The sequence below is a fragment of the Helicobacter sp. MIT 00-7814 genome (assembly GCF_003364115.1).
Classification (GTDB): domain Bacteria; phylum Campylobacterota; class Campylobacteria; order Campylobacterales; family Helicobacteraceae; genus Helicobacter_F.
This window is the reverse complement of the sequence record NZ_NXLL01000001.1, coordinates 46,248-71,681: the sequence shown is the minus strand read 5'-3', so window position 1 is coordinate 71,681 and position 25,434 is coordinate 46,248. Positions and strand designations below refer to the sequence as shown.

Below are 25,434 nucleotides of genomic sequence, written 5' to 3'. Positions count from 1 at the left end.
GAATCTACGCCTTATAAACCTTCACGGCACATTTTTTAAAGTCAGTTTGTTTTGAAAGCGGACAAGTCGCGTCCAAACAAACTTTATTAATAAACACATTTTCATCAAACCATGGCACATACACCAAGCCTTTTGGCGGGCGATTTCTGCCATTTATTTCTACGCGTGCTTTGACTTTTCCGCGTCTAGATTCTACCCATACTTGATCACCTTGTTTGAGTTTTTTATCTTGCGCGTCAGCCTCGCTTATGTAGCAAAGCGCTTCAGGCACAGCACGATAAAGCTCAGGCACACGCATAGTCATCGTTCCGCTATGCCAATGCTCTAGCACACGCCCGGTTGAAAGCCACAATGGATATTCCTTGTCAGGCATTTCGCAAGGCTCCATATAAGGGCGGAAGAAGATTTTTGCTCTATTTGCAAGAGGTTTTTTCTCTTCGCCCGCAGGTTTGCTTAGATCGCCAACAGGCAGTGCTGCGCCTTTGTTTCCATAGAATGCAAATTCTTTACCCCCAGCTTCTTTGCGCGCATAAGGATCGTATTTTGAGTTAAAGCGCCATTGTGTTTCTTTGCCATCAACCACAGGCCAGCGCAATCCTCGCACCTTATGATACACATCAAATTCTGCCAAGTCATGCCCATGTCCTACACCAAAGAGGCGGTATTCTTCCCAAAGGTATTTTTGCACGAAGAATCCATAGCCATTAAACACCTTGCCATCGCTTCCTTCTACCTTTCTGCTATCGCCAAAGACTTCAGAGTTAAGCGGTTTGTTTTTAAGCATCGCATCATTTGCGCTAAATTTCTTCGCTTTTGCATTTGCAAAGAGGTATTCAAAAAGTGTGGTATTTTCGTTATAACCCATTTTTTTAGCCTCTTCTAGCACGCTTTTAAGTCCCAAATCTGGGTAATCTTTGCCCCAAACTTCTTTGAGTGTAAAGCGTTTTGCAAACTCAAGTATCTGCCAAGTATCGCTCATTGAGTTTCCTTGTGGCAAAACTTGTTGCTTCCAATGCTGCGTTCTGCGCTCTGCATTTCCATACGCGCCCCATTTTTCATAAATCATCGCACAAGGCAAAATCAAATCCGCGATTTTAGCTGTGATACCCGGATAGCTATCGCTTACCACGATAAAGTTATCCAACTCGCGCGCTGCTTTAATCCAGTGATTTGCGTTTGCTGTGTTTTGCCAAGGGTTATTGACTTGCACCCACACCCATTTCACTTTTTCATCTTCTAGGTTTCTTAAGATTCCAAGATATGGGAATCCGGGCTTGCCATTAAGCGTGCCTGCTGGAAGATTCCAAATTTTTTCAGTGATTTCTCTATGTTTTGGATTAGCCACGACCATATCTGCTGGCAAGCGGTGAGAGAATGTCCCAACTTCGCGCGCTGTGCCACATGCACTAGGCTGTCCTGTGAGTGAGAATGCGCCACTTCCGGGCTTTGCTTGCTTACCAAGGAGCATATGCACCATGTAGCTTTGCTCATTTACCCAAGTGCCTCTTTGGTGTTGATTGAATCCCATCGTCCAGAAGCTCACAACCTTACGATTTTTTTCAATGTAATAATTTGCAAGCTGTTGCAATTTTGCTTTGAAAGATTCTAAGCTTTCGCTGTCATCGCCTTTTGCAAGCTGTGCTACAAAATCAAGCGTGTAAGGAGCGAGCGCTTTTTTGAAATCTTCAAAGCTAATTTGCCAATGCGCATCAGCTACGCCAGATTTTTCCATTTTTAGCTCATCACCAGCTTTTAGTCCAAGATATTGTAGCGTTACGCCTTCATCTTTGCTAAGAATCTTGCTGTTTTCTTTTGCTACGATGTCTTTTTCAGCTTTTGAGAAGCTTTTGTGGTTTGGATTATTGCGCATACCATAGCCGATATTTACCCAACCTGTGCTAAAGACGCAGTGATTATCTATAAATTTTTTATCCATAGATTCTGGTCTGTTATACACAATTTCCCTTGCAATATAGTTCCAAATAGCCAAGTCAGTTTGTGGTTTGAAGATAATCTCCATATCCGCAATGTCTGAAGTTCTATTTGTGAAAGTTGAAAGGTTGATGATTTTTACTTTATTAGCATTTGTGAGCTTCCTATCAGTGACGCGCGACCACAATACCGGGTGCATTTCAGCCATATTTGCGCCCCAAGTGATGATTGTATCAGTTAGCTCAATATCATCATAGCAGCCCGCTGGTTCATCTACACCAAAGGTTTGCATAAATGCCACCACCGCACTTGCCATACAATGTCTTGCGTTTGGATCAATGTTATTTGAGCGGAATCCACCTTTCATAAGCTTCACTGCTGCGTAGCCTTCTTGCACGGTGTATTGCCCGCTTCCCATAATCGCCACGCTTGTTGGCCCTAGTGTGTTGTAAGCTTTTTTAAATTGCTTTTCCATCTCATCAAAGGCGCGCTTCCAGCTTACAGGCGCAAATTTGCCTTTTTTGTCAAACTCGCCTTTGCTATTGACGCGCAAAAGTGGCTGTGTCAAGCGATCTTGTCCATACATAATTTTGGCGCAAAAATACCCCTTAATGCAGTTAATCCCTCTATTTACCGGTGCTTCTGGGTCGCCTTTCACCGCGACAATTTGCCCGTCTTTTGTTGCTACCATAATCCCACAGCCTGTTCCACAGAATCTACAAACAGATTTATCCCATTTCCATGATTTCTGTGCGTCTTGCGCTTTTGCTAGCGCAGCACTTGGCACGCTTAACCCAACAGCTGAAGCTGCTGAAACCACTGCCGCATTTTTGATAAACTCACGGCGATTTAAGTTTGGTTGCATATTGTTTCCCCCTTGTTTAGTTCTTAAGATTGTAATGCTTTTTTGCTTGTAACGCAAAACCTCCTTCCATTGAATCGCGGGATTTGTGGATTCGGTGATAATTCTACTCTTGCGCGTGCTGTAAGTAAATATATATTATTTTTTATATATATTTACTTTTCGTTTAAAAATAGGGTATCAATCCCAACACAAGGCGTTTTGGGGCTATTTAATGCGAGATTCTCATTTTTAAAGCAAAACGCTACAAATTTACACAAAAGGGAAGTATTTTTCTAAAAAAGTTTTATAAAAGTGGCGGATAATGAGATACAATCGCAGTTTTGCGATTTTTGCAAGGTGGAAGAAGAGGGCTTAATTTTGAGCTTTTTTGGTGTAGGTTTCAGTAATGAGATATTCCCCATTTGGCTTGCGTAGAAAATCGCACACGCTTTTATTTGCAAATGAGCCAACTTTGAGAATCTGCGCACCATTTTCATCTTCTTTTTTCTCCACCAGCACACCGCAAGCTTTGTTTTGCAAGGAAGTGATGTAGGCTTGATTTTTACTTAAAGGCTTAAGCAAAAAATCTTGCGTAATGCGACTTTGACTTTCCGCGCCACTGCTATCAATGCGAAGTTCTAGCGATTCAAAAGTGAGCTTGTCTCCATTTTGATAAATGCTAAAAAAATCCCCCTCTTTGTCCGTGCCATCGCTATTATTTTGCGTTTTTTGCTTGATAAATTGATACTGCCCCTTGCCTAAATCCTGCCAAAACGCATTAAAACTAAGCCCATCAGCATACACGCACGCAATAGAATCTAGCTTTTTTGCTTTTGAGATGGGATTTTCTGCATTAGGCGCGCTTTGTGCGAGGGATTTAAAATCTGCCAAATCTTGCGGTTGAGAATCTTTTGTCTCTTGTATTTTTTGTGCTCCTTGCGCGTTTTCTTGCGTGCTAGATTCTGTAATATTTTGAGAATCTAGCATATACAACGCCTTTTGCTCCAAAATGTAAGTCGCATTTTCGCCCGTAAAAGTAGTGTTTTTCTCCCCGACTTGAGAATCTAGCAGCAAAAAAGAATTTGGCTTTTTCTTATCAAGCAGCATGAGCGTAGTGTTACAAAGCTCTTCATTGCAATTTGTCTCAACCTTAAAATAAAAATCCGCATTTTCATAGCATTCCGCGCCAAAGCCTTGCGGCAGGCAAAAAAAGCTTGCTAAATAAATTAAGCGAAAAATTTTTTTCATTTTTAAAACCTTTTAAGTTTCATTTTGTCTTACTTTATCTCGCGCATGCGCTAGATTCTAATACCTCTAGGAGAATGCGCGCCACTTCTTTAGCATCTTTTAAGCCCATATTTTGCGCGCAAGGGATTGAAAGCTCGGAAAGATAGAAAGATTCTGCGCTTTCAACGCGCATTTCGCCAAAAAGTTTTTTATACAAACTAAATTGATAAATAGGCTTATAATGCACCTGCGCGCCGATACCTCGCGCTAAAAGGGCGTTAAAAATATCTTCCTTAGCGCACCACAGGTTTGGGAAAAGTAAAATCGGGTAAAGATGATGGCTGCTTTGCATATACGAAGGGCGTGCAATGGTGCTAAAATAGGGATTTTTGGCAAAAGTTTCATCATAGAATCTTGCGATTTCTTCGCGCGCAGAAATAAAGTGCTCAATTTTTGGCAATTGTGAAAGCCCAAGCGCCGCGCTTAGCTCATTCATTCGGAAATTAAACCCAATGTCGATACAATCATAATTCCACGCCCTACCTTTGATGATGCCATGGCTCAAAATGGCTTGTGCGTGTGCATAAAGGCTTTCATCATTTGTCAGCAGTGCGCCACCTTCAGCAGTTGTGATAGGCTTAATAGCATGGAAGCTAAAAATGCTTGCATGCGCTAGTGAGCCAATTTTTGCGCTCTTATAGCTTGCGCCAAAAGCATGCGAGCTATCAGAAATCCACAGCAAATTAAATTCTTGCGCTATTTTTTCTAATTCCTCGCATTCCACGCTTAAGCCCGCGTAATCCACGCTTACAAGTAATTTGATAGATTCTTTGTTTTTGTGAGTGTTGAGAATCTCACGCACGCTTTTTGGATTAATATTCCCATTTGGCAAAACCTCCGCAAATAGCGGTGTAATGCCATTTACAAGCATCATATTGCAAGTTGCTACAAAGCTAATGGGCGTAGTGATGGCATAGATTTGAGAATCTGGATTTTGTGCTTTAAACCAATGATAAACCACATACAGTGCGGAAGTAGCGGAATTGAGACAAAGCGCGTATTTCACCCCGCAAAACTCTGCTAAAGCTTTTTCAAACTCCACAACCCTTTGCCCTTGCGTCAAATGTGTGCTTTCAAGCGCACTAAGCAAAGCTTTTTTGTCAGATTCATCAATAAGCTGTGTGCTGTAGGGGTAAAAGTTAGGCATAGCGACTCTATTCCTTTTTATGACACTTGCAAGAGCAAAGCTCTTATAAGCTCCGCTTCAGCTTCGTTTCGCCTGCGCTTTCGCGCACATACTCTGCCTTTTTTAATGTAAGAAGTTTAAAAGATTCTATAAACAAAGTCTTGTTTCTATGCCACATTTGGCGTTTGCCTTTATGTCAAAAGCTGCGAGACGCGTTCGCTATCGACTTTTTGACTTGCTTGCGCGCCACGCAAAAAGTCGCCAAATTTTTTGAAAAAACTAGCGATTTTGCCAGAATCTTGCTCATTTGTTATTGTGTCTTTCTCTGGTAGATTCTTTACTTTGCTAAGCGTTTGGATATTTTCTTGTGCATCTTTTGAAAGCGCGCTTAGCGCCTCTTTTACCTGCGCTTTAGATTCTTGAATGTTTTTGCTAAAAATTTCAAGCTCGCGTTTATCCGCGCTAATAAATGAAGTATCCACCACCACGGGCTCTAGCACGACATTATTTTTAGAATCTTTCACGCTCACGCCAAAGACTTTTTGCCCATTGAAAGTACTTGATTTGATGATTTTCTCCGCCTGCTCGCGCGCTTCAGCGATTTGCTCTTTGGAATCTGTGCTAAGTGCTTTTTGCGCCTTACGCAAGGGGCTTTCAAGGGAATCTAGGGATTTTTGTAAAACTTGCAATTTGCCAATATTTAAGTTGGTTTCTTTGATATTTTCATTTTTAAGGTTTCCTAAGCTCGCTGTTTTCGTGCTTTGGGCTTCTTTTGTCTTTGCAGAGGATTTTAGCCCTTGTGTGTTTGCCTTTTGCAAAGCAATGTTTGAAGAATCCCTAGCTTGCAAGTTTGATATTTTCATAACCTTAAAGCCTCCTTAAAATAAATTTCCCCTAAAAAGCGCCAATCACCGCAATTTAGCCTTCATTTTGCGGTAAAAAAGTCTGCTCGAGGTATTTTGTGTGAATCTTGCTTTGGTGGAAGTCGCTATTTTCCATCATTTTAATATGAAAAGGAATAGTCGTCTTAATGCCCTCAATGCAAAACTCCCTAAGCGCGCGGTGCATGCGCCTTATCGCCTCGTCTCTATCCTTGCCCCAAACAATGAGTTTGCCAATCATAGAATCATAATGCATAGGCACGGTGTAGCCCGCATACGCATGGCTATCAAGGCGCACATTCGCGCCACCGGGGCTAATCCACCTTGTGATTTTGCCCGGGCATGGGTAGAATTTTTGCGGATCTTCGGCTGTGATACGACATTCGATAGAATGCCCTTTGAAAGTGATAGAATCCTGACTAGGAAGCTTTTCGCCCTCGGCTATGCGTATCATCCACTCCACCAAATCAAGCCCGCTCACCATCTCACTCACGCAGTGCTCCACTTGCAAGCGCGTGTTCATCTCCATAAAATAAAAATCTTTATAATTTGCATCAAGCAAAAATTCAAAAGTCCCCGCACCTACATAACCAATGTGCTTTGCAGCTTTGACAGCAGTATCAAGAAGCTTTTTGCGCACACTCTCGCTTAGTACGACTGCTGGGGATTCTTCGATGAGCTTTTGCTGGCGTCTTTGCGCCGAGCAGTCGCGCTCTCCTATATGTAGGACATTTCCATGTTTATCAGCTAGAATCTGCACTTCGATATGCTTTGGATTGCGGATAAATTTTTCCATATAAATCGTGCCATCGCCAAAGGCGCTCAGCGCTTCAGATTCTGCTGCGAGATAGAGATTTTTAAGCACTTCTGGCTTTTCCACCACGCGCATTCCGCGTCCGCCCCCACCTGCTGCAGCTTTGAGAATCACAGGATAGCCGATTTCTTCAGCGATTTTTTGCGCTTCTTTAAAGTCCTTTAGCGCGCCATCACTTCCCATAATCACCGGCACGCCTGCTTCTTTCATCACATCTTTTGCCTTAGATTTATCACTCATTAATACCATCACTTCTGCCGTAGGTCCGATAAACTCGATATTGTGATGTGCGCAGATTTCTACAAAGTTTTGATTTTCACTCAAAAATCCATATCCAGGGAAAATCGCGTCCGCGCCAAAAAGCTCCGCCGCACTCATAATAGCCGGAATGTTAAGGTAGCTTTGAGAGGATTTTTCCGCGCCTACGCACACTTTAGCGTCAGCCACATCAAGATAGTAGGTGTTTTTGTCCGCAGTAGAATAAATCGCAATAGCCTGCTTGCCCATCTCTTGGATTGTCCTTATCGCGCGCAGGGCTATTTCTCCGCGGTTAGCGATGAGAATCTTACTGAGTTTTTTTGTTTTCATTTTTACCCCTTGTCCCAAAGTCCATAAATCCCTAAGCTTGGCGCTTAGAGTTTTTGGATTCGCACGAGGTTTGTGCTAAATTCCACAGGTGTCGCGTCATCAACTTCAATGGAGAGAATCTTACAATCGCATTCCGCTTCAATCTCATTCATAATCTTCATCGCTTCGATAATGCCTATCGTCTGTCCTTTTTTAATTGTATCGCCGACATTGACATACGGCGCAGCGCCCGGGCTTGGTGAGCGGTAGAATGTCCCTACCATTGGAGAAGTGATAAAATCCCCGCTTGCCACAGGCGCACTTGCTGTAGGCGCGCTTTGAGCTTGGGTAGATTCTGTGTTTTGTGTAATTTGTGCTGCTGGCGCGCTAATAACCGGCATACTTGCCACAGGCGCGCTTGCAACGACACTTGCGCCATATTTTTCTAGTTTGATTTCAAATTCACCATTTTTGAGATTGAGTTTTGCGATTTCGCTACTGCTAAAAAGCTCCATAAGTTTTTTGATTTCTTGTAGATTCATAGTAACCTGCCTTTCGTAATCAGTGGTGTGGTTTGGGCTAGCCAAAGAATTTAATTTGTTATAATACCATAAATTATAACTAAAGGAGTGTGTCGTTATGGGATTAAAAGCAGATAGCTGGATTAGAGAGATGAGCTTAAAGCATAAAATGATAGAGCCATTTTGTGAAAAGCAAGTCGGCAAAAACACTATAAGCTACGGGCTTTCAAGCTATGGATATGATATTAGGGTGGGTGAGGAATTTATGATTTTTAGCAATATTGGCGCAGCGCTTGTCGATCCAAAAAACTTCAAAGAAGAAAATGTCGTGGTGAAAAATGTCAAGGACGGGCAGTTTTGCATTATCCCGCCAAACTCTTTCGCGCTTGCGCACAGCATTGAGTATTTTAAAATGCCCCGCGATGTGCTGGCGATTTGTTTGGGGAAAAGCACTTATGCGAGATGTGGGATTATTGTCAATGTAACGCCTTTTGAGCCGGAGTTTGAGGGGCATATCACCATTGAGATTAGCAACACCACGCCACTACCGGCAAAAATTTATGCAAATGAGGGAATCGCGCAGGTTCTATTCCTACAAGGTGATAGTGTGTGTGAAGTGAGCTACAAAGACAGAGGCGGGAAATACCAAGGACAGCGCGGCATTACATTGCCTAGGATTTTAGAATCTTAAAATTTTGCAATTTAGAATCCAAATGCAGTGTGCGGCACGCACCATTAAAAAGCGTTGTCGGGGGTGGGGGATTGATAAGGGGGAGGGGAGCGACTTCGCAATTCAAGCCCCCTTGTCCCCCTGCAAAAAGAAACTCTTAAGAATCTAAGTGGGATTGAGTTAAATTAGAGGATTTTGAAAAATAGAATCTTTTAAAGGAATTAAAATATAAACAAGATTCTGAAAACTCTAAAAAAATTAGAATCTTGTAGAATCTAAGTCATTGCAAAAATCTTGCAAGATTCTAAAGTTAAAATAATGGATTGCTTCGCTTGCGCTCGCAATGACATAATCTTTCAGAATCTCTTTGCTTTCACTTCTCAAGATTCCCAAATTTCTTAGAATCTTTCACGCAAAAGAAAAAGGGGTTTACCCCCTCCTCACTCCCCCGCGCCAGAAAAGCTCCGCGCTTTTCTTCTCTCGGGGGGAGAGCCTCGCTATTTCCCTTGCTAGAAAAAAATCGGGCATTAGCACTTCTGCTAATGCTAAATCACCGCTTTTTTTCACCACGCAAGGGGCGAGAGTAAGGGTTACGCATTTTCAATGCGTAACTTGAATTCCTTAATTCCATTTTATGGAATACACATTGCTTTAGCAAAGAGAAAATTTGCAAAACAAGGGAATGTGCGTGAAAAGAAGGAATTTTACTAAGGCATTGTGCGTATTTGCGCTTTTTAGCGCGCTAAATGCTTATGATTTTAATGCGACAAATTTCCAGCTCACGCCACTTCCTGCACCTTCAATTGGCACTGCGCCTTCCCCTACAAGCTACTATCTTTACAACCAAGCTGCAGCTGGTAATATCACCGGGAATCTCGGCGTGGGATTCCGATTTGCAGGAGATAGCGTTTTTGACTACGCGAGCGGGACGCGTTTAGATAATAGTAATATTTGGATTATCGGCGCTGGCGCGACTAACGCGACACGCAGGGTTTTGCTTGATTTTAGTTCAAATACGCAGAGATTTGATGCTATCGGGCTAAACTTGCGCGATGGTGCGACAAATCAAAGCAATGAGTATGTAATCTTAAACCTGCAATATAGAGATAACACCGGGCAAATCGCGCGGGGCGTGTATTATAATCCGACAAATCCTTATGGAGCGGTGCTTTATAATATTTTGGGGATTCTCACAGGTGCGACAACGGGACCAAATATCACAGAATGCACCACGCCAAATACTTGCGCACAAGTAAGCGCGACAAATTCCACGATGGTTTTTCGCGGTGTAGATGTCAATGATGATATGCTTCAGCCTTATTTTTCCAATGATATGCTTTTTGGCAATGCGCTAGATTCTGAAAATTTCGGCGTGAGGGTGAATAGTGCGGTGTTTAAAGGAAGTGTGATAGATTTTAGCGGTGGGTATTATGATCCTACGACAGGACAGCCGGCAAATACGCCTACAGCTCCCAACGCCAACACCCAAAATCTTGTTTTTAATGGTGCAAATGCTATTGAAAACGCGAGCAATCAAGTTGAATTTAGAATCGGCACTGGCACGACAAATATTTCACTTTTTGACTTAGGGACGAAGTCGCTGTATTTTAGCAATCTTACCGCTACTTCAATTCTTAATCTAGATTCTCGCGCAAGCTCAATTGCTGGGAATCTGCTCTATGCCAACGCAAACTCAAGCCTAAATCTCATCTTTGCAAGCCCCACAGCAAGCCAAAATATCACACTTGCCCCACTTGCCACGCAGACAAGCACGAGCGCGACAAATACGACACAAAGTTTAAGCAGTATTTTCGCAGATTCTGCCTATTTGGGCGGGGCGAATGGTGCGAGCGGGACTATCGGCATAAATGACAGCGCGCAAGTGAGCTTTATCGGTGCAAATTCCCATCGATTCGGTGGCACAACTGCGCAAGATTCTTTTCAATTTACCGGCGATACAGCCACAACCACAGGCAATACAAGTAATGTACTTTTCTTAAACGCTGGCACGCTTGATGGTGGCATTTTCACCACAACCACAAATGCCGCAGCTAATGGAAACTCAAAAATCAATTTTACACTTTTTGGCACAAGTGTAAATAATCTTAATGTTTCGGACACCGCAGGCACAGGAGGGGCAAACGCCACCACAAACTACAACACGCTAAACGCTGTTTTTAACGCGCAATCAAGTGCGCAAAGCACGCAGAGCGGGGCAAACACTTGGGATTCTCTAAATTCAAACTTAGCGCCATATTTTCAAAGTCTTAACCTTGAAAACTCCGCACTTACAGGAAGCGCGACTTTAGGGCAAAATGTCCGCGCAAATCTTGTCTTTTTAGGCGCTGGCGCGCATGGCTTTTCAGACACAAATACGCTAAGTGGTGGAAGTATAGATTCTGTCGTGGTGTTTAATAACATCACCACTTCAGGCGGCGCTGGCGTGCTAAATTTTGATTCTATAAAACAATTTCGCGGACAAGCGCTTGTCATCAATAGCAATCTTTCCACAAATGCAGGCGCTACAAGCATAACAGGCGGGACTTTGGCGCGCTACACACATATTTTTAATGGGCTTGGGAGCAACCTGAGCACTACGCTTTCTCAAAGTGGGCAAAATGCGATAAATGAGATTCTAAGCGATTTTAACAACGCAAGCGGTGGGCTTACAAATTGGAGCGTGAGCGATTTAAGCACGACAACTAGCTTTGAAGGCACGCTAGGCACAGGGCTAGATGGCTCGAACTTTGTCTTTGTGGGCGCAAATGCACTTGGCGCAAATGCCAACCTATCAGGCGCAAATAGCAACAACTACACCTATACTTTTGTGGATTTTGGCGAATTTGATTTGGACGATGCCACAGGTATTGCAAGCGCGTATGGACAAGCCACAATCGCGCTTGCTGGGAATTCCTATGTGCGTAATAATATCGGCGTGAGCTTTAGCGGGACTTTAGATGTTTCTTATGCGAACAGATTCCAACCGCAGGGCTTTTTTGGCAATCATATCTATGGCGAAACTAAAAAAGATGTGGTGCTAAATTTTGGCGGAGATGATCCCGGATCGAACTACTCAAATTTCCACAATGGCTCCATAGTGGAGGGCACAAAAGATAGTATTTATACCTTTAGCAATATTGGTGGGGTGCTCGATTTTAGCGAGAATATTTCAACGCCAAGTGGTTACACCGCGAGCTTTGATAGCAATGGCGATGGATTAATCGATAAAACAATCACCTTTAATACAGCCTCAAATATCCAAAGCTACCTTATTAGTAAGGGGATAAATTTTTATGTGGATTCTACAAAATATGGAATCAATGGGAATGTAGGCACTGGTGCGGGCGCGACTATCGGCTTTAGAGATGTCAGCATAAAAGGCGCGCTAAGCGATGATGACTTCAATATCGAAGCGGTGTTTAATAGCACTTCAAGTTTGAGCGAGCGCACTTACATCGACACAAGCGGGAATCGCGTCTCCGTGATAGAATCCGGCGCCCCCTCACGCACTTCGAGTCTCAGTGGCACGATAGGCGGGGCTTCTAGGAAGCGCATTACTTTTATAGGTTCTGGCTCATTTGATAATAATTTGCTTATTAGCGGTGGGACGAGCGATTCTGTGTATAGTTTTTATAGCGTTGGGAATCTAGGACAAGAGATGATAAATAAAATCATCAACGCGACAGATTCTACCGCCACGACACCTACAAATCTCACTTCAAGCGGGAGCTTTAACTTTGATGGTAGCACAAGCATTTTGGCAAATATTAGCAAAACACTTACAGCGGGAGCTGGCGGGACAATCAGCGCGAGTGAAAGCATTAATCTTGGCACAAATTCTGCCAACAGCACGCTAAGCGAATTTAGCCAAGGCGTGTATATGCAAGGCACGCTAAGTGGGAATATCACTAAAAATGCGCTTTTTGCGCGTGGCTCATCTGTGGTGATAAATGGCGGGAACTCGGCTTCAACTTATGATTTTTCACTCTCAAACAATGGGCTTATTGCAGTAAAGCTAAATTTCGCAGAATCTGCGCGCGTGAATACGACAAATAACACCATAAGCGCAGGCACGGATTATTTACATGGCACAATCAGCGGGCTAAATGGGCTTACAAGCATTATAGGGACTTTTGAAAATAGCGTGATTGGGACGGATTCCATCTCTGCTAATCAAATAAGCTTCAGCGGGAATCTGCAGGGCTCTGGCGGGCAGTGGTTTGTGCCAGAATCTAGCAAGATAGATTCTCTGCGCCTTAGCAACGACAGCACGCTTATCACAAATGGCTCTACGCGCGGGGCTACGCTTGGGAATGCGCTTGCGATTGTGGATTTGAGCTCGTATAATTGGCGTGGTTGCACGCGTAATGCTACCACAAATGCGAGCACTTGCGTGACGCCGGTTGATAGCACAGACTATGATTATTACGAAGTTATCGCGCGTCCTTTGGGTGCGGGGTTTAGTAAAAAAACGCTTACAATCGCGCCTTCAGCAATGGCAAATGCAGGTGGTGGAGCACCGACTTATAACTCACTTTTTAGCTCAGAAAATGGCTTGTTTCGCTTAGGGCTGAACCTCACACAAAGCGCAAATAACGCCGCAGATGAGATAAAAGTAATCCTCACAACAAACGCCCTTAGCGGGACAACTTATTTGCAACTTATACAAGATGCAAGCACAGCGAGCGATTATCAATACACCGCAGGAGGTGAAAAAATCTATGTCGCAAGCGTGGTGGATTCTACAAATTCCTATGCCATTGATGACAACGCTTTCCGCGCCACAGAGCAATATATGGGCTTAGGCGTTTTCCGCACGGAGCTAAAGACTGATGGGGATACGCAGCTAGAAAATAGCTATTTTGACAATGATCCATCACTTGGCACGACTGGCGGACAGCACAATGGCAAGCAGTGGTATATAGATTCTGTAACGATTGAAAGCATTGATGATGGGCTTTTGGAGCGTGAGGTTTTCACACCGCTTGAAGGCGCGGTGCTAAATCCGTATTTCAACCTTTATGCAGAAACTAATAACATGGCAAAGCGCCTAGGCGAAGTGCGTGGCGGGAATGATAGCTCGGGCATGTGGGCGAAAGTCATCAAAGGCGGGATTGAGGGGCAAAATGGCTACTATGGGCATAATTTTGGCTTGCAAGGGGGCTTTGATAAGGTTACGCAATATCAAGGCGCGAAGGTGTATTTAGGCTTGGTTGGGAGTTTTACAAGCTCATGGGGAAGTGGCGCTGGAAACTCGCTAAATGCGCGCAGTGATAGCTTTGCGATTGGTTTTTACCGCTCGGCACTTTTTGCGGATTTGAGCTATTTAGACATTGTGGGCAAATACATCTACTCGCGCAATGAATATACCGCAAGCTCGCTAAGCTTCGCAGGTAGGGACACGGCGGGGGTTAGCTCGGGCTATGTGAGCGCGGAGTATGGCAGGAGACTTGGGATTAAGTCAATGCGTGGATTCTATTTCCAACCGCAAGCTGAGGTGATTTTAGGCTACATTGGCGCGCAGAATCTCACCTTCCGCAGTGTGGGAAGCACGCTTTTTGTCGATAGCAAGGCAAATTTCATGGCGATTGCACGCGTGGGCGCGGATATGCTAAATGCCTTTAAGATCGGCAATGCTGGGGGATATTGGCGCGTTGGCGGGAGCTTGGTAAAAGACTTTGGCAATCGTGGAGAAATGATTGTGCGCGATGATATTGCTAAAACCGCGGATAGGAGCAAAAAAATAGATTCAGACTTCCGCGCGGTGCTCTCTCTCGGGCTTGATATGCGTGTTTCGCAAAATACGAGAATCTACTTTGAGGTGGATAAAAGCTTCTTTGGGACTTACAATATGGACTATGTGATGAGTGCGGGCGTGCGCTATAACTTTGGCGCGACACCCCAAAGGCGCGATGCTTCACAGCCAAATTTTTACAACCAGCAATATATCCAATACCCAAGCCAGCAGTATTTGCCTTGATTCATAGCGTAGAAATCCAAACACCGCCCCCGCGGTTTTTTATCGCGGAGGAAATAGGGGAAATAAGCGGAGGGGTTTAAGGAAAAAATAGAATTTTTTTAGTATAATCTCAAATTTTTGAGGATAAATAAAACCACCAAAATGGTTGTTTATTTGAAAAATTTAAGTTTTTAGGGGAAACATTGACTTACAAGCAAAAGATTAAAAGCTCTTGTATAAATTTCGCGAATCTTGCATGGTGGTGTGTGAATGCGCTTAGATTTGGCACTTTATTTCCTACTATTAAGCAAGTTGCGCCATCAGATAAAAAGAGGCTTTTTGTTATTGGGAATGGTCCCAGCGTCAATGTGGATATTGCTGGACTTGAGGATTCTCTTTCGCGCGAAGATGTGATAATGGTGAATCAAGCACTTACTAGTCCATTAGCTTTTCAAATTAAGCCAAAATATTATGTACTGATGGATCCTTTTTATATGGGGATTTATGATGAAAAGGCTGGGATTGATTTTAAAAGTCGTGTAGATGCATTAAATGAAGCATTTGTAAAAGTGGATTGGGAAATGTATCTATTTGTATCACATATACACTATAAAAAGCGTATAAATGGAAGATGTATAGAAGTAGAGAATAATTTTATAAAGATTTGTACTTTCAATGCGCTTGAATTATATAGTTTTAAATCCTTGCAAAAATTTTTCTATAGACATAATTTTGCTATCCCTAGCGGCATAAATGTGCTTATAGCAGCACTTTCTTGTGGAGTAGTTTTGGGATATAAGGAAATTTATTTATTGGGCGCAAATAGTGATTGGCATAAGCAGCTTTCAGTGGATTCTCAGAATCATCTTTATACTTATGATGCACACTACTATGATGGTGGAGTGCCTGAAAAAGTATTTAGTAATTATACTGTAGCTTTTGTGTTTAAAAATATCACTCAGGCTTTTAGAGCCTACGAGGAGTTAGGAAAAATGTCTTTTGGTATAACAAATTGCACTTCAGAATCTATGATTGACGCGTTCCCGCGTATTAGTTTAGAAAAAGTCCTTGGGGGGGGGGGCAAATAGAGACTTTAATGTAGTCTTTTTTAGAGCGCTGCATAGCATATTTTTTCAATTACCGAAGAGAAATACTTTTAAAGTTTCGAGAACTCTCAATTCATCTTTATATTGTTCTCGCGATTCTCATTTAAGGACTGCCTAATGGGAATTGGATTTAAAAAATTTTCTTTTAACTCTATCGAGACACTTGCTTTTATAAAGACCCTACTTTGGAATCTTCATGCCCTGCCAAATATCAAATCTTCTAAAGACACACAAAATGATGAGCTTTTTATCATAGCAAATGCTCCAAGCTTACAGCAAGATATAAAGGGCTTTGAAGAATTTTTAGCGCAAAAAGATGTGCTAATGCTTAATAATTCAATATTGCAACCAATTTTTGAAACACTGAAGCCCAAATATTATGTACTTATGGATTCTGCATATTTTGTCGGGAATGCTTATCAAGTTACTTCAGATAGAACTTTTGCATCTCAAAAAGAGATTTTTGAAAAAACACTAGATACTTTGAAACATACAAATCATACGCTAACTCTTTTTATACCTTCTATTTGGAAAGATAAGCTCAAAATTTGTAATCCAAATATTACATTGCAGACTTATGGTGTTTTTAAATTTGAAGGTTTTCGATGGCTTCAAAAATTTCTTTTTTCTCGTGCATTTGCTGTGCCTTCGCATTCTTGTGTGTTAATTCCATCAATTATTTGTGCGTTGCGATTAGGATATAAAAAAATTTATCTTTTAGGTTGTGAGCAAAGTGCATTTAAGGGATACGAAGTAGATTGCAATAATACTCTTAGAATGGAATATAAACATTTTTACAAAGAGAAAGATACAAGCTATGAACTTGAGCGTACAAATATTGCAGATTCTCTTTATGCAGATTCTGAGGTTTTTAGATCCTATCGTATAATAAATGATCTATTTACTAATAGAATTGTAAATTGTGCTTCAGTTTCATATATTGACGCGTTCCCGCGTGTTAGTCTAGCAAAAGTCCTTGGGGGGGGGGCAATAGAGATTTAATCTTATACTTCTATTTACTGCAAATTTATTTTCTACTACTTTATTTTTATACAAAATTTTATAGATTCCGTAAGGAAAGCCTATGAAAAATGTTGTTGTAGTAAATAGGCAATGTCAAAATATTGATGGTTTTTTTGAAAAAGGCTATAGAATTATTGTTCTTGTCGTAGAAAGCGAACAGGATATTAAAACATTTAGAGCAAAATATGACGAAACAAAAATTTTGCATATCACTTGGCGTTTTGGGTTTGAAAAACTTGAGGGTATTACATATTTAGATTTTGAGATTATTGATGAGTTTAGAGACGCTCAACGCAAGATTGATTTTAGCTACCATAGAGAAACACTTGATAATATGGTTTTAAGCAATCAATATTTTAATGCATTATTTTGGTGGAATCATATTTTTGATACACACAAGATAGATTTTGTATTTGTCAATGGTGTTGAGCATAAACAGCTTTGTGAATTATGCATGGAAGTAGCGCAAAGGAGGGATATTCCTGTTTTTACATCTCCACCAAGATTATTTTTTGCTCCTTCGTTATTTTGTTTTAATACAAATGTATATTTGCGTTTTATGCATGGATATATTAATGATGAAGAGTTGGAACAAAACTTTTATTTTAAATTTGATTTAGGGTGGATACCGCCATTTTATCTTGCACATTCTAAATATATCAATATGTTTATAAAGCTACTTTTTAAACTAGGTGGTCCATTGCTTTTAGATTTTGTCTCATATGTATCTAAATGTATAAGATTTAAGAAAGCTGGGAGATTTTGGGCGCATTTTTATTATTTTTTGCGCCTTAAGAAAATGAAGCGTTACTACAAAAAGATTTCCCATAAGCCCAATCTGAAACAAAAATATATTTTTTATGCTATTCATTTTGAACCAGAAGGAAATACCAATGTTTGTGTGCCATTGCAAAATCAGCTCACTGTTATACAAATGCTTTCAAAAGCTTTACCTGAAGGATGTAAGTTGATAATAAAAGAGCATCCATTACAATTTATGCTTAATCAACCTAGAATGTTTTATTATCTTTATAATTTTACCTATTTCAAAGATATTAGTTTCTATAAAGAATTACAAAAGTTGCCGAACGTTGAGTTTGCATCTTTGGAAATGTCTTCAAAAGAGCTTATAGACAATGCCTTTGCGGTAGCCACTATTAACGGCACCGTTCATTTTGAATCTACTTTTGCGAATCGTCCTTGTATAGTATTTGGCGGACAAAATATCATGTTGCAAGGTGCAAAAAATATTATTTATGTAAAGAATTTTAAAAAGCTTAAAGAGGATATAGCAAGACTGAATTCTGATCCGCATGAGTTTGACAATAGCGCGCAGATTGATGATTTGCGTAAATTTATCAAACAACATGCAATATGGGATGAATCTCCACATAAAATTTACAATATTATTGAATCAATTGAATATTATATTTCTACTGATTTTAGAAATGACTTATGTAAGCAAAAAAATCTTAGTGTGAGCTTGACTCAAAGATTAAAAGCATAATTCTTTGGAAATTAAGATTTTTTACCCCCTTTGTGCGCTACCATTATTCACATAAGAGTATGTAACAAACTCAAGCGCATAGCGCGAAAGTTGCTCAAACTTTCATAATCGCTACGCTTATGCCATCTCCTATCGGTAAAATGTATAAATTATTTTTGTTTGCAAAAATATCAACGGCTTTTTTGACACCGATATATCCTAATGAAAAATAATCATGTATTAATATGACGCCACCTTTACACATTTTTGGATAGAAAAATTCTAATCCACTTAAAATGGAATCATATAAATCCGTATCAATATTCACAAAACAAAAAATCTCTTTTTCCATACCTTTGGCGCTTTCTGGAAACCATCCCTGTTTGACTGCAACCATTTCTGGAATAGGCATTTTGTTTAAAACAAGATCAATAGAAGTATTTGTTAAATGAGAACCTAGAGTTTGCACGCTTTGTGCTTCATTGTGTAAATCTCTTGCATCAAAACCTTCAAAAGTATCAAACAAATAAAGCTTTTTATTTGGAAAAAACCCATTAATCTTTTTTGCAAAATCTCCTTGAAACACACCAAGTTCTGCCACTGCCCCGCCTAGATTTAAATTTTTTACGATTTTTGAAAAATATTCCAAAAAAGTAAGTCGAGCCTCTACGCAAAGCATGCAGTAAGAGGTATCAATTTTTTCTTTAGGAATTTTAAAGTCTGATTCTAATTGTTTTGGAATTGCTTCATATCCGCTAAGGGAGGCGATGAGAATCTTGTCGAAATAAGTAGTTTTTAGAATTTCTGGATTCTTAATTTCTAGTGTTTTTATACCTTTACTTGTGGGGATTTGGATAGATTGCTCCCAGCGTTTAGGATTATTATCTACACAACAAAGTATTTCTATACCCCCCCCCCTCGTAAGCATTTTCTAGTGTTTTTTGAGCTAATGCCATGCCAGTGCTTTCACTACCAAAAATAACAACTTTCGTCATATTGAACTCCTTAAAGTATTTTGAACTCTGATTATACATTATTTTATTTAAGAATAAATCAAAATTTAAAGATTATTTTTTATTACCGACAAGCCACTTTTTTACCAACTCCACATCACAAGGCTCATCAACGGATATAGAATCATAAAAACACTCAAGCATTTTTACTTTTTCTCCCATATCAATAAAGCGTAAAATTTCTATATCTTCAAAACGCTCATTGACGCCTTTTCCATGCATTTTAAAGCTTTGCTCAAAGAGCTTTAGGGCATAAGCACTAAAAACATAAACTGCCACTTGTTTTTTGTAATTTGGATTTTCATTGCTTTTGCTAAAAGGTATAGGAAAACGAGACATAAAAATAAGCTCATTATTTTCATTAATCACAACTTTTACTATACTATTTCGTTGCGCTTCCTTCGGGCTTATATTTTTATAGAGATTAAAAACTTCGTATTTTTTGCCTTTTTTATGAGAATCTAGCGCAAAATTTACGATTTCATCTATACTTTTAGGATCGATAATTGGCTCATCACCTTGTATATTTACATAAAAATCTGCATGGATTTTATGTGCAACTTCAGCGATTCTATCTGTGCCTGTGAGATGAGATTCTGAAGTTATTACAACTTCTAAATTCTCCTGTTTGCAAAAATCAAAAATACGCTTATCGTCAGTAGCAATTACAAGCTTATTGAGAGTTTTTGCATTTTTTGCTTGCATATAGGTGCGTTTTATCATTTCTACACCTAAAATTTTTACCAAAGGTTTGCCGGGGAATCTGCTTGATTTAAATCTAGCTGGGATTACGCCAAGTACTCTCATGCCGCACCTCTTGTTTGAAGTGTGGTATTTGTTTTAAAGAAAATAATAAAAAGGAGTTTATTACTTACCCCCCCCCTTGCTAAGCAATATTTCTTATAGAGAAACTCTGCAATCTCAAAATCAAGTGGTTCATCAATGTCTAGAGCTTCAAATTTACTTAGTTCAAATAAGAATGGCTTTTGCCCTACTATCCTGCCGCTTTTTAAAATCTCGTGCGGGAAAATATGCACAGCATAATTTAGGGCAAAAATTTCTGGTAAATCTTGACTTCTTGGTTTTTTAGATTCATCATAATTGAGTGGGATTCCATTTTGCCACATAAATAATCGCACTGCATTAACGCTAACTAAAGAATCATATTTTGAGTCTAAATCTTTATAGGTTTGCAGAGCCTTTTTTATGCTTTCGTCACCAAGCAAAGGATTTGTAACATCAGCAAAAAGTACTACATCGCAATCAATATTTTTTGCATAATTTGCATAAATTTCTTCATTTGGTGTTAAAGAAAGAGCAAAATATTCATCTCTTTTTATGGTTTCTACACCTAAATTTTTAGCCATTGCTAGCATTTCATCGCAGTTTGAATTGACTACTATACTATCAATTTCATTTATGCGTTTAAGTTGTTTTATTTTGATTTCAAGTAATGAGCTTCCCGCGAAAGGTTTGATATTTTTATTTTTTACCCTTTCGCTTCCAGAACGCACAGGGATCAAAGCTTTGATTATCATGCTACGCTCCTTGCAGGGAGGCTAGCATAAAATGTATCGATATGCGATAAAAAATATACGCTCTGTCTTAAATTATATCTGCCCCCCCCCCCTATTAGCAAAGGATTGCTTTTAAATAAACTTTGTGCCATGAAAAAATCCTCCTCGTAATCTATATCTACACCTTTAATCTTATCTATAGCGTAAAGATAGGGGTTTTGTCCGATTCTATCTCCGTTTTTATAGATATCAACCCCAGCAATAAAACACGCACTATTTATTTCATATAAAATATTTGTATCTTGTGTAGGTGGCCATCTCATTAGGCTTCTATCATAGTTTATTGCTCCATTTTTATCCCAAAAGAATCCTTTTAATGCCGTGACACTCATTAGAGAATCAAATTTAGGGAGATTTTCTTTGTAAAGTGTAATAGCATTTTCATATTCTTTTTGTGTAAAGAATGGAGAGGTAACATGTGTCCATAAGATGACACCTTCTTGTATAAGATCAAGTGCATGATTAACGAGCATATCAGCACTTGCAGAATTCGAGCTTAAAAACTCATTTCTTTTATGGATAACTATTTTTTCATTCTTTAATTTTTTTGCAAAATCTAAAATCACTTCATCATCTGAGCTTAAATAGATTCTGTCTATATTTGCAGCGCTTAGAAGTTGCTGTAGTTTTATTTGCAAAAGTCCAAATTTAAAATTTCCAAAAGGGCGTGTATTTTTATTAATAACTCTTTGTGAGCCTTTTCTACATGGTAAAAATACGGATATTTTCATTTTTTCTCCTTAATTTATAAAAACATAAGCTTAAGCTGTGAAAAATCTTTAATTTTATTAGCGCTTATTTCCAAACTCCCATAACCATAACTTGCCAAAATAAAATCAATTTGTGCTTCTTTTGCTGCTTGATAATCGCTCAACATATCTCCTACGTATACACTTTCTTCAGGCTTTACACCATTTTTAAAACAAGCATATAAAAGTGGATCGCCGAAAGGCTTATTGCGCCCCTCATATAACTTTAAATTAGGTGCTACAAGAAGATCAACCTTTAGCTCAAAATACTGCAAAATATTTTGTGCTGCTTCATAGTTTTTTGAGGTTACTATGCTAATTTTCACACCTTTTTGGACAAAAAATTCAAGTGTTTCTTTAACATTTGGGAAAAGCCTTACCTCATTTACATGCTGTTGCGAAAAATTAAAGTAGCTCTTTTTGAGTGATTTAATTTCAAGCATTGGAACACCAAGTTTTAAGCAAATATCATCAAATGGCAAGCCGACAAGTTTTTTATACTCACTAAATGGCGCAAACTCACTTCCGCCAGAATTTTCCCATGCCTTAGACATAAGATATTCAGAATCTATCAAAACCCCATCCATATCTAAAATAATATGTTTGCAAAGTTTTGAGAGTAGAAAATAGGGCGTGTGCGTTTGTGTGTTTATAAACTTGCTAACTATTTGGGCTAGTTCTAAATCATTTTCCTCCTTTATATTAATAGCTTCAATATCGCTTACTTCAATTTTACAAGGATTAAAACCTATATCCCTGCCATATTGCAACGCCAAGGCACGCTCAAAAATATAAAAACCTTTTGTTTCTATGTAAAGAGGAGTAAGATTCTTTGTGGCATTTTTTTCTGCTAAAGAATAGTTAATAGGTTTATCTAAAAACCACGCATAGCGCTTAACTTTTTGTACTGAAAAAGCACAATCAAACTTACCCTCTAAAATTGCTTCTATACCCTTAACAATAGAAAGACTTTTGATAAAAGGACTTGTTATGGCGCATAACACAAAATACTGCGTCTCAAGCTTTGTGCTTAAATCTTTGAGAATCTCATAAGGCTTTATAGATTCTGAATCTAAGTATTTTTCACGCTTTAAGAAACGCACATTTTTTGGTAAAAAATCCCTTACTAGTTCATTTTCACAATAACAAATTACCTCATCAATCATAGGCGTAGCAAGCAAAGTCTCAAATATATACAAAAACAATGGTTTATTATTTAAAAGCAAAAAGTTTTCTTTCATATTTGAGCTTGTCTTGAAAGGAACAACAGCGCTAAATTTCACGCTACACTCCTTTTGCCTAAGAAGTGTGCAAGAGGTAATTTTTTATTTAAAATATTACAATTACATATTACCCCCCCCCCCCCTATTAAGATTTTATTCTCAAGTGCACATTTAAATGTATTTTTTTCAAAAATACTTGGTGTAATAAAAGAAATATTAATTTTTGGCTTTAGAAGGCGTAGCGCATTTTCTATTAATGTATTTTGTTCTTGTATGTTTTCGAGTGTTATTTGCACATCATATTCATCATAGCTATAATTTTCCTCCACAAGCTTATATCCATCAAGTCCAGCAAATTCTACACTTTCAAAACCTTGTGAAATTAAGAAATTTAGCATTATTACACTCACATTTGAGAAAAACTCATCTCCTATAAATGCAAGTTTTGCAAAATCTAAAATACCACCCAACTCATTGCTAGGAATATGTGCTTTAAGATTGTTTGTAATTAGTGTTTTATGTGGTTGTAAAGAAGTGCTAAACTCATCATAGCGCTTTTGATTGCTGAAAAAATAATAATTACAAGGGAATTTTGAAATATGATTAAGTGCTATTACATGATATTTATTGCTTTGTATTTTTTGATTTATAAGATCTTTGTATTCACTAGTGCTCTTGCCCGGTGCTATAAGCAAAATCTTTTTATCTTTTGGGAGAGAGAATTCTTTTTTAATTGGAGTAGCGCATTCTAGCAAAAAATCCGCGTATAGTTTTTGTATTAGATTTTTATCGAAGCTTGATTTTTTAGATTCTGGGATTTTTTCTAGAATCCGCTTTAAGGTCGTGACATTATTTGCATTTTTTCTTGTGAGGTAGCTTGCGTAATTTGGGTGTAAATTAAGTGAAGCAGAGAGATATTGAGATGGAGAAAATCCCCATGAATGCTTTGACATAAGGGATTGTAAAAGAGTATCAATAATCTCTAAAAGAGGCATTATATCATAATGTGCTTCTAGCTCTTTATTGCAAAAATCTGCAATTAGCTCAGTATTAAGATTTCCAGCACCACGACCGATACCATAAATGCTAGAATCTATAATAATTTCCCTTTTGAGATTTTGTGAGCAGAGAAAAATTGCATTTGAAAAGGCGAGCTGCATATTATTGTGCGAGTGATAGCCTAACGCGATATTTTTATTAAGATTGCTATCAGCAAGAATAAAGTAGCGCATAAATTCTTTTAGGCTCATTGATCCAAAACTATCAACAAGATAAAAAGCGTATATACCCAATTTATTAACTTCCTCAATCATATGTAAAAACTCTAAATCACTATAACGTTTAGTGATCATAGGTTGAAAGAAAACCTCATAGTCGAGATTTTTTAGAATTTGTGCCTGAGTGAGTGCATTTTGTAAATGTTCTTTGTGAAATGCCAACCTTATGCCATCAATTATAGATTTATCTCTCTTAGGGAGGGAGCTTGTATCAAAATCACCCAAATTTATCATTGCAACTTTTTTGGAATCTAGGGGAATATTCTTTGAAAACTTTCCAAGTAATTGTAAATTTTGAAAAAGCGTGCAATCACGCGTTTTTATAGTTTTATTACTTAGATAACCACATTCGATAATGTCAATCTTTGCAAGACTTAAGGCATTGAGAATCTTTATAATATGAGAATCTTTAAATTCCCAATTATTGATATATCCACCATCGCGCAAAGTGCAATCTAAGATTTTGATATTACTCATGCAGCATGCTTTGTTGAGAGTGAAGAAGAAAAAGAGTGTGTGAAAGTGGAATATATTTTACAGTAAGGATTTAAGCGGCTAGTTTGAGTGTGGAGTCTTTTATACCCCCCCCCCTTATAGGATTCTACAAGAGCTTTTGCAAGAAGATAATCTCGCATATCATTGATATCTAAAAACTCATCTTTTGGAATCTCAAATAAATATGGACGCTTGCCAAAAAAGTAACTATTTTGCTTCATTTGTGTATAAGGCTGGATAAAAATTCCACCATCTTGCATAAAAAATGGAGTTAATTCTTTGGCAGGTGTGTGTCTTAGTGCATAGGGATTGTAATTGAGCGCAGTGCATTTATCGCTATTCCATAAGTGCTCTCTAAGCTCTACTACAGAAAGTAGGCTATCATGACTTCCGTTTTGTAGATTCTCAAAAAATATCTGCAAGGCCTTGTCATAGGTGTTTGGACTTATAAGCGGATTTGTACAGTGCGCCCATACCACAACATCTGTGTTAATAAGCTCTAGCATATTAGCTATCATTTCATTTGCACTTGCCTTCTTTTCATCACAGTAGTACTCTGGGCGTTCTACAACTTCAGCGCCACAATTCTTGGCTTTTTGAAGCATAATCTCGCAATCTGAACCAAATACAATACGATCGATATGTTTGCAGTTTTGCAATTGAGTGATTTTGCGTTCAATGAGACTTTGTCCATTAAGCGTAAGTAAAGATTTTGATTTTATCCTTACCGAGCCTTTTCTGGCGACAATCACAGCAGTTGTTTCCATAAATTTTATCCTTGCTATTTATGAAAATATGCATTTTCATAAATAGATTTCTTAACTATATAAGGCGTGTATTGTAGCAGAAAATTTTTAAAAGTGAGTTTATGATAATTAATTTTT

General features: G+C 39.0%; 19 protein-coding genes. 5 read left to right on the top strand and 14 right to left on the bottom strand.

Translation table 11 applies throughout. From position 1 onward, the window contains the following. Positions 1-4: 4 nt before the first annotated feature. From napA to accB, 6 genes are all read right to left on the bottom strand, one after another. Positions 5-2,797 (bottom strand): nitrate reductase catalytic subunit NapA, encoded by a 2,793-nt coding sequence (napA, locus tag CQA49_RS00335; RefSeq protein ID WP_115574060.1) that lies wholly within the window; start codon positions 2,795-2,797, stop codon positions 5-7. Positions 2,798-3,148: 351 nt separating this feature from the next. Then, entirely contained in the window at positions 3,149-4,024 is an 876-nt protein-coding gene (locus CQA49_RS00330) for a hypothetical protein (protein ID WP_115573976.1), read from the bottom strand. A 34-nt stretch (positions 4,025-4,058) separates the two neighbouring features. Next, positions 4,059-5,210 carry a UDP-4-amino-4,6-dideoxy-N-acetyl-beta-L-altrosamine transaminase gene (pseC, locus tag CQA49_RS00325; protein ID WP_115573975.1) on the bottom strand — a complete coding sequence of 384 codons (1,152 nt, stop codon included), beginning with the start codon at positions 5,208-5,210 and terminating at the stop codon, positions 4,059-4,061. Between the two features lie 170 nt (positions 5,211-5,380). Then, positions 5,381-6,052 carry a hypothetical protein gene (locus tag CQA49_RS00320; protein WP_115573974.1) on the bottom strand — a complete coding sequence of 224 codons (672 nt, stop codon included), beginning with the start codon at positions 6,050-6,052 and terminating at the stop codon, positions 5,381-5,383. A 55-nt stretch (positions 6,053-6,107) separates the two neighbouring features. Further along, complete coding sequence (locus CQA49_RS00315) at positions 6,108-7,472, bottom strand: acetyl-CoA carboxylase biotin carboxylase subunit (protein WP_115573973.1); 1,365 nt, start codon at positions 7,470-7,472, stop codon at positions 6,108-6,110. Between the two features lie 44 nt (positions 7,473-7,516). Beyond that, entirely contained in the window at positions 7,517-7,993 is a 477-nt protein-coding gene (gene accB / locus CQA49_RS00310; RefSeq protein ID WP_115573972.1) for an acetyl-CoA carboxylase biotin carboxyl carrier protein, read from the bottom strand. Positions 7,994-8,090: 97 nt separating this feature from the next. On the opposite strand from accB, the gene dcd reads away from it, so the two are divergent. Further along, positions 8,091-8,663: a dCTP deaminase gene (gene dcd / locus CQA49_RS00305; RefSeq protein WP_115573971.1), complete on the top strand. Its 573-nt coding sequence runs from the start codon at positions 8,091-8,093 to the stop codon at positions 8,661-8,663. A 237-nt stretch (positions 8,664-8,900) separates the two neighbouring features. On the opposite strand, the gene CQA49_RS10360 is transcribed toward dcd, so the two are convergent. Next, positions 8,901-9,035: a hypothetical protein gene (locus CQA49_RS10360; RefSeq protein ID WP_258864126.1), complete on the bottom strand. Its 135-nt coding sequence runs from the start codon at positions 9,033-9,035 to the stop codon at positions 8,901-8,903. 295 nt (positions 9,036-9,330) lie between these two features. On the opposite strand from CQA49_RS10360, the gene CQA49_RS00300 reads away from it, so the two are divergent. From CQA49_RS00300 to CQA49_RS00285, 4 genes are all read left to right on the top strand, one after another. Further along, positions 9,331-14,622: an autotransporter outer membrane beta-barrel domain-containing protein gene (locus CQA49_RS00300; protein ID WP_181882564.1), complete on the top strand. Its 5,292-nt coding sequence runs from the start codon at positions 9,331-9,333 to the stop codon at positions 14,620-14,622. 182 nt (positions 14,623-14,804) lie between these two features. Then, positions 14,805-15,689 carry a hypothetical protein gene (locus CQA49_RS00295; RefSeq protein WP_258864125.1) on the top strand — a complete coding sequence of 295 codons (885 nt, stop codon included), beginning with the start codon at positions 14,805-14,807 and terminating at the stop codon, positions 15,687-15,689. A 135-nt stretch (positions 15,690-15,824) separates the two neighbouring features. Next, positions 15,825-16,709 (top strand): hypothetical protein, encoded by an 885-nt coding sequence (locus CQA49_RS00290; protein ID WP_115573969.1) that lies wholly within the window; start codon positions 15,825-15,827, stop codon positions 16,707-16,709. A gap of 82 nt (positions 16,710-16,791) precedes the next feature. Beyond that, on the top strand, positions 16,792-18,237 hold the full coding sequence (locus tag CQA49_RS00285) for a hypothetical protein (protein WP_115573968.1): 1,446 nt from the start codon (positions 16,792-16,794) through the stop codon (positions 18,235-18,237). 94 nt (positions 18,238-18,331) lie between these two features. Here CQA49_RS00285 and CQA49_RS00280 read toward each other — a convergent pair whose 3' ends face one another. The 7 genes from CQA49_RS00280 to CQA49_RS00250 form a co-directional block, all read right to left on the bottom strand. After that, the gene (locus tag CQA49_RS00280; protein WP_115573967.1) at positions 18,332-19,144 is read right to left on the bottom strand and encodes a TylF/MycF/NovP-related O-methyltransferase; all 813 of its coding nucleotides are present in this window, start codon (positions 19,142-19,144) and stop codon (positions 18,332-18,334) included. Between the two features lie 139 nt (positions 19,145-19,283). Beyond that, positions 19,284-20,036, bottom strand: a complete 753-nt coding sequence (locus CQA49_RS00275; RefSeq protein WP_115573966.1) for a 3-deoxy-manno-octulosonate cytidylyltransferase — start codon at positions 20,034-20,036, stop codon at positions 19,284-19,286. Beyond that, a complete protein-coding gene (locus CQA49_RS00270) occupies positions 20,033-20,767 on the bottom strand; it encodes a cytidylyltransferase domain-containing protein (protein ID WP_115573965.1) in 735 nt (244 codons plus the stop codon). Before CQA49_RS00270 ends, CQA49_RS00275 begins: the two co-directional genes overlap by 4 nt. Beyond that, entirely contained in the window at positions 20,764-21,537 is a 774-nt protein-coding gene (locus tag CQA49_RS00265; protein WP_115573964.1) for a cytidylyltransferase domain-containing protein, read from the bottom strand. Before CQA49_RS00265 ends, CQA49_RS00270 begins: the two co-directional genes overlap by 4 nt. Positions 21,538-21,551: 14 nt before the next feature. After that, positions 21,552-22,838, bottom strand: coding sequence for an HAD-IA family hydrolase (locus CQA49_RS00260; protein WP_115573963.1), 1,287 nt, complete (start codon positions 22,836-22,838; stop codon positions 21,552-21,554). Then, positions 22,835-24,532, bottom strand: coding sequence for an aldolase catalytic domain-containing protein (locus CQA49_RS00255; RefSeq protein ID WP_115573962.1), 1,698 nt, complete (start codon positions 24,530-24,532; stop codon positions 22,835-22,837). Before CQA49_RS00255 ends, CQA49_RS00260 begins: the two co-directional genes overlap by 4 nt. After that, positions 24,529-25,317 carry a cytidylyltransferase domain-containing protein gene (locus CQA49_RS00250; RefSeq protein ID WP_115573961.1) on the bottom strand — a complete coding sequence of 263 codons (789 nt, stop codon included), beginning with the start codon at positions 25,315-25,317 and terminating at the stop codon, positions 24,529-24,531. Before CQA49_RS00250 ends, CQA49_RS00255 begins: the two co-directional genes overlap by 4 nt. Between the last annotated feature and the right edge of the window lie 117 nt (positions 25,318-25,434).